The organism is Calditrichota bacterium, assembly GCA_014359355.1.
In the GTDB taxonomy this organism is placed as follows: domain Bacteria; phylum Zhuqueibacterota; class Zhuqueibacteria; order JANLFK01; family Oleimicrobiaceae; genus Oleimicrobium.
Map to the genome: position 1 here is coordinate 1 of JACIZP010000040.1, position 3,416 is coordinate 3,416.

A 3,416-nucleotide genomic window follows, 5' to 3' on the forward strand; every position below is an offset into this window, starting at 1 on the left:
TCTGGGCGTGGGCGGCCGCGGTCAACGCGGCCAAGGCGAGCATGCTTAGGGCTATTTTGCGCACAAGGCACTCCGATGGAGGTTCGGTATCAACTGCGGTGTCGCGCTTGTCAAGGCCATCACCGTGCCAGTTGCTTCTCTACCGCCTGCAGCAGGCTGCCATCTTCCAAGTAGCGATAGAGATTCTTGCCAGGACATACAGTCTGCTCAGTGTAGTCACGATGGCCCCTGATGTTGCTCAACGGCACCTCGTAGATGCGAGCCAGGTGTGCAGTTAGCGCTACCAGTGCCTCGAACTGCTCTTGGGTTACCTCTTGCACTTCAAAGTTCCCCAACAGGCAGATGAGCGCGTGGCCGCGGGGATCATAGTCGGTGTTGGTGTCGCCTGGGTAGTTGATGGGCCGCCCCTCGTAGATGCGACCCTGGAAGTCAATGAGGAAGTGGTAGGGGATGTCGATCCACTTCTTCTCGGTGCGGCTCCAGGACTGCAGGTTGCGCAGGTACTGAATCGGGTCTTTGTCGGCCGGGAACTCCTCACCTCCGTGGTGAATCGTGATCTTGCTGATCCTGTGGGTGGGAAGGCTGGCGCGCAACGGCTGCCAACCCCACTCTCCACGATGAACAACGGTCATTCCCTCCGGATAGGGGACTTCCACCACGGCGATCCCGCTTCCGTGATGCAAGGCGCAGCTGGTCAAGAGAAGGAGCAAAAGTCCCGCGTATACGCCCGCCACTCTCATGGCGCCTCCCCGTTACTGGTAGAGCTCTCAAGACAATCCCCTGCTCCCCGGGCCAATGTTGCTGCGGCACAATTTAGCAAATAATCCCCTGCAAGTCAAGCAAATCGTTGCGGGATGAGAGGAGGGACGGCGCGGTGGGCAATTGGCGTCACAGTTCTGGCGGAACTTCGATCGCTCGGCGCTCCAAAAGGGTGCCCTCCATCACGAACAGGGTGGCGAGCGCGTTCAGGTAGTCGACTGTGGCCCTGACCTCGCTCAACTGGCTGCTAGTGAGGTCGCGCTGCACCTGCAGGACAAGAAGGTTGGTGGATCTGCCCACGCGGAACTTTTCCACTTCAGCCTCGAGGTTCTTCTCCTGCAGCAGGCGCGCCTCCCGGGAAGCATCGATCTGTTGGCGCGTGCGTAGGACGTCGGCGTAGGCTATGCGCACGTCGCGTTGCGCCAGCTGCTCCATGTTGCGCAGCGCTATCTCGAGCTGTTCCCTGGTCTTGAGAGCCCGGCGGAGCTGTGCACGCGCCTTGGCGTCCACGACGGGAAATTGGAAGGTCACACCGGCATTGACGCTGTAGAAGGGACTCTCAATATCCGGCGCCGCTTCTTTGAACGTGCGCGCATAAGAGGTGCGCCCGAAGGTGACAAAGACATCCAGGCGGGGGAGAAGGCCATTCTTGGTGTAGGATACCTGCAGCTCGCCGCGTCGATGCGCCAGTCGGGCCTGTGCGATGTCTGGGCGATAGCGCAATGCCAACTCCTCGTGGAGCTCCACAGGGCCCAGAGAGTCCGGGGCGACCAGCGGACGGTCCAACGGGGCCACGGTGGTGGACCAGCTCACCCCTTGCCCAGGGTTGAGAAGGTAGAGAAGGTTCAGCCGTGCCTGCTCATAGCGGCTTTGCGCGTCGATGACCGCGCTGCGCCGGCGCGCCACCTCTGCTCTCACGGAGGCCAACTCCAGCTCCGCCAGCTTGCCCACCGCTACCCGCTCCTGTGACTCCTCTAACTGCCGTTGCGCCAGGCTCAAAGATTGCTCCTGAATACTCAGTTCCTGGGCAGCAAGGTAGAGACCCCAGTAGCTGGCTTCCACATCCTGCACCAAACGCTCGGCCATGGCTTTCAGCTCGTGGCGGGAAATCTCGAGGTCGATAGAGGCGTTGCGCACGCTGATCAGATTGGCCCCCAGGCCAAAGCCGCGAAGCAGAGCCTGGCTCACGGTCACACCGACGTTGCCAGAGTACTGCGGGAGGTAGATGCTCGAGGTGGAACTCGACATGCTCACGTCCACAGCCAAGGTGGTGCCAGTAGGCAAAAATTGCGACAGGCCAGCACTGTAGCCAACGCGCTGCGAGGTCATCTCGAACGGCTCCGGCCTCGCCCCCAAGAACCGTTGGACATGGCTCTTGTCACTGCTCACCGACGCGCTCAGGGTGGGCTCGAAAGCGGCTACCTGCTCGCTGAGCGCTGCCTCCATTATCGATGGACGCAACCGCTGAATGGCAAAGGAGGGGTTACCTTCCAGGGCCATGAGCACAGCCTCGTGCAGGGAAAGGCGAAGGGTGTCCTGAGCGCCGCCACTTGCGGCAAAACAGGCCCCGGCAACGAGCAGGGAGGCGATCGTGTGCACAATCTTCATTTGCTGGACCTCACGGAATTGACACGCGCGCGTGCCGTGGCAGTGAGTTGACGCGCCGCCACCAGCACTTTGCGCAGCGACTGCTTTTCCTCAAACACCGAGTAGACCACAGGAATCAGCACCAGAGTCACGAGCGTAGAGCTGAGCAAGCCTCCGATAACCACCCTGGCTAAGGGGGCCTGAGCCTCGCCGCCTTCTCCTAAACCCAAGGACAGCGGCAAGAGGCCTAGCACCGTGGTCAAAGTGGTCATCAGGATCGGCCGCAGGCGCCGCGAGCCAGAAGTGCGGATGGCCTCGTACAAAGCCAAGCCGTGCTTGCGCCGCAACTGGTTGGTGTAGTCGACCAGCAGTATGGCGTTGTTCACGACAATCCCGGCAAGCATGATGCAGCCGATGAAGGCCTGCATGCTGAAGGTGGTGCCGGTGAGGAGCATGGTCACCGTCACCCCGATGAGCGCCATGGGAATGGAGAAAAGCACCACGAAGGGGTCCTTCAGCGACTCGAACTGCCCGGCCATCACCATGTAGATGAGCAGCAGGGCGAGCACCAAACCAACCATCAACTCGCGGAAGGCCTTCTGCTGTTCCTCGTACTCCTCGCCAAATTGCAGGGTAAAGTCCCTCGGCACGGGAATGGTGCGTAGCGCCTTGCGGATGTCCGCCACCACCGACCCCATCGCCCGCCCCGTGAAATTGGCCGAGATGGTAATGGTGCGCTCCTGGTCCTTGCGCTCTATACGCACGGGCCCCTCTCTGGGCACTACCTGCACGACGTTGCGCAATACCACTTGCTCCCCGCGATTGTTGAGCACGGTCAGGTCCAGTAAGTCGCTGAGGTCGCGCCGGTCCTCCTCGCTGAGCCGCACAAGGATGCGGTACTCCTTGCCCCCCTCGCGAAAGTACGAGGCATAGGTGCCGCCGATTGCCGTTTGCAGAGCGTCACCAATATCGGACACGGATAGCCCAAGCGCCGCCGCCTTATCGCGGTCAATGCGGATGACTTCCTCGGGACTGCCCTCCTCCCGGCTAATTTGCGTGTCGGTGATGCC

General features: G+C 61.3%; 3 protein-coding genes. All 3 read right to left on the minus strand.

The features are described from left to right. Positions 1-119: 119 nt before the first annotated feature. Complete coding sequence (locus H5U38_01790; GenBank protein MBC7185745.1) at positions 120-632, minus strand: N-acetylmuramoyl-L-alanine amidase; 513 nt, start codon at positions 630-632, stop codon at positions 120-122. Positions 633-888: 256 nt separating this feature from the next. Continuing rightward, entirely contained in the window at positions 889-2,367 is a 1,479-nt protein-coding gene (locus H5U38_01795; protein MBC7185746.1) for a TolC family protein, read from the minus strand. Continuing rightward, positions 2,364-3,416, minus strand: a 1,053-nt coding sequence (locus tag H5U38_01800) for an efflux RND transporter permease subunit (protein ID MBC7185747.1), incomplete at its 5' end; no start/stop codon positions are given. The genes H5U38_01800 and H5U38_01795, both read right to left, overlap by 4 nt.

Excerpts from the sequence above, each read along its gene's own strand:
- H5U38_01790 (MBC7185745.1), bottom strand. The coding sequence starts at position 632 with ATGACCGTTGTTCATCGTGGAGAGTGGGGTTGGCAGCCGTTGCGCGCC.
- H5U38_01795 (MBC7185746.1), bottom strand. The coding sequence starts at position 2,367 with ATGAAGATTGTGCACACGATCGCCTCCCTGCTCGTTGCCGGGGCCTGT.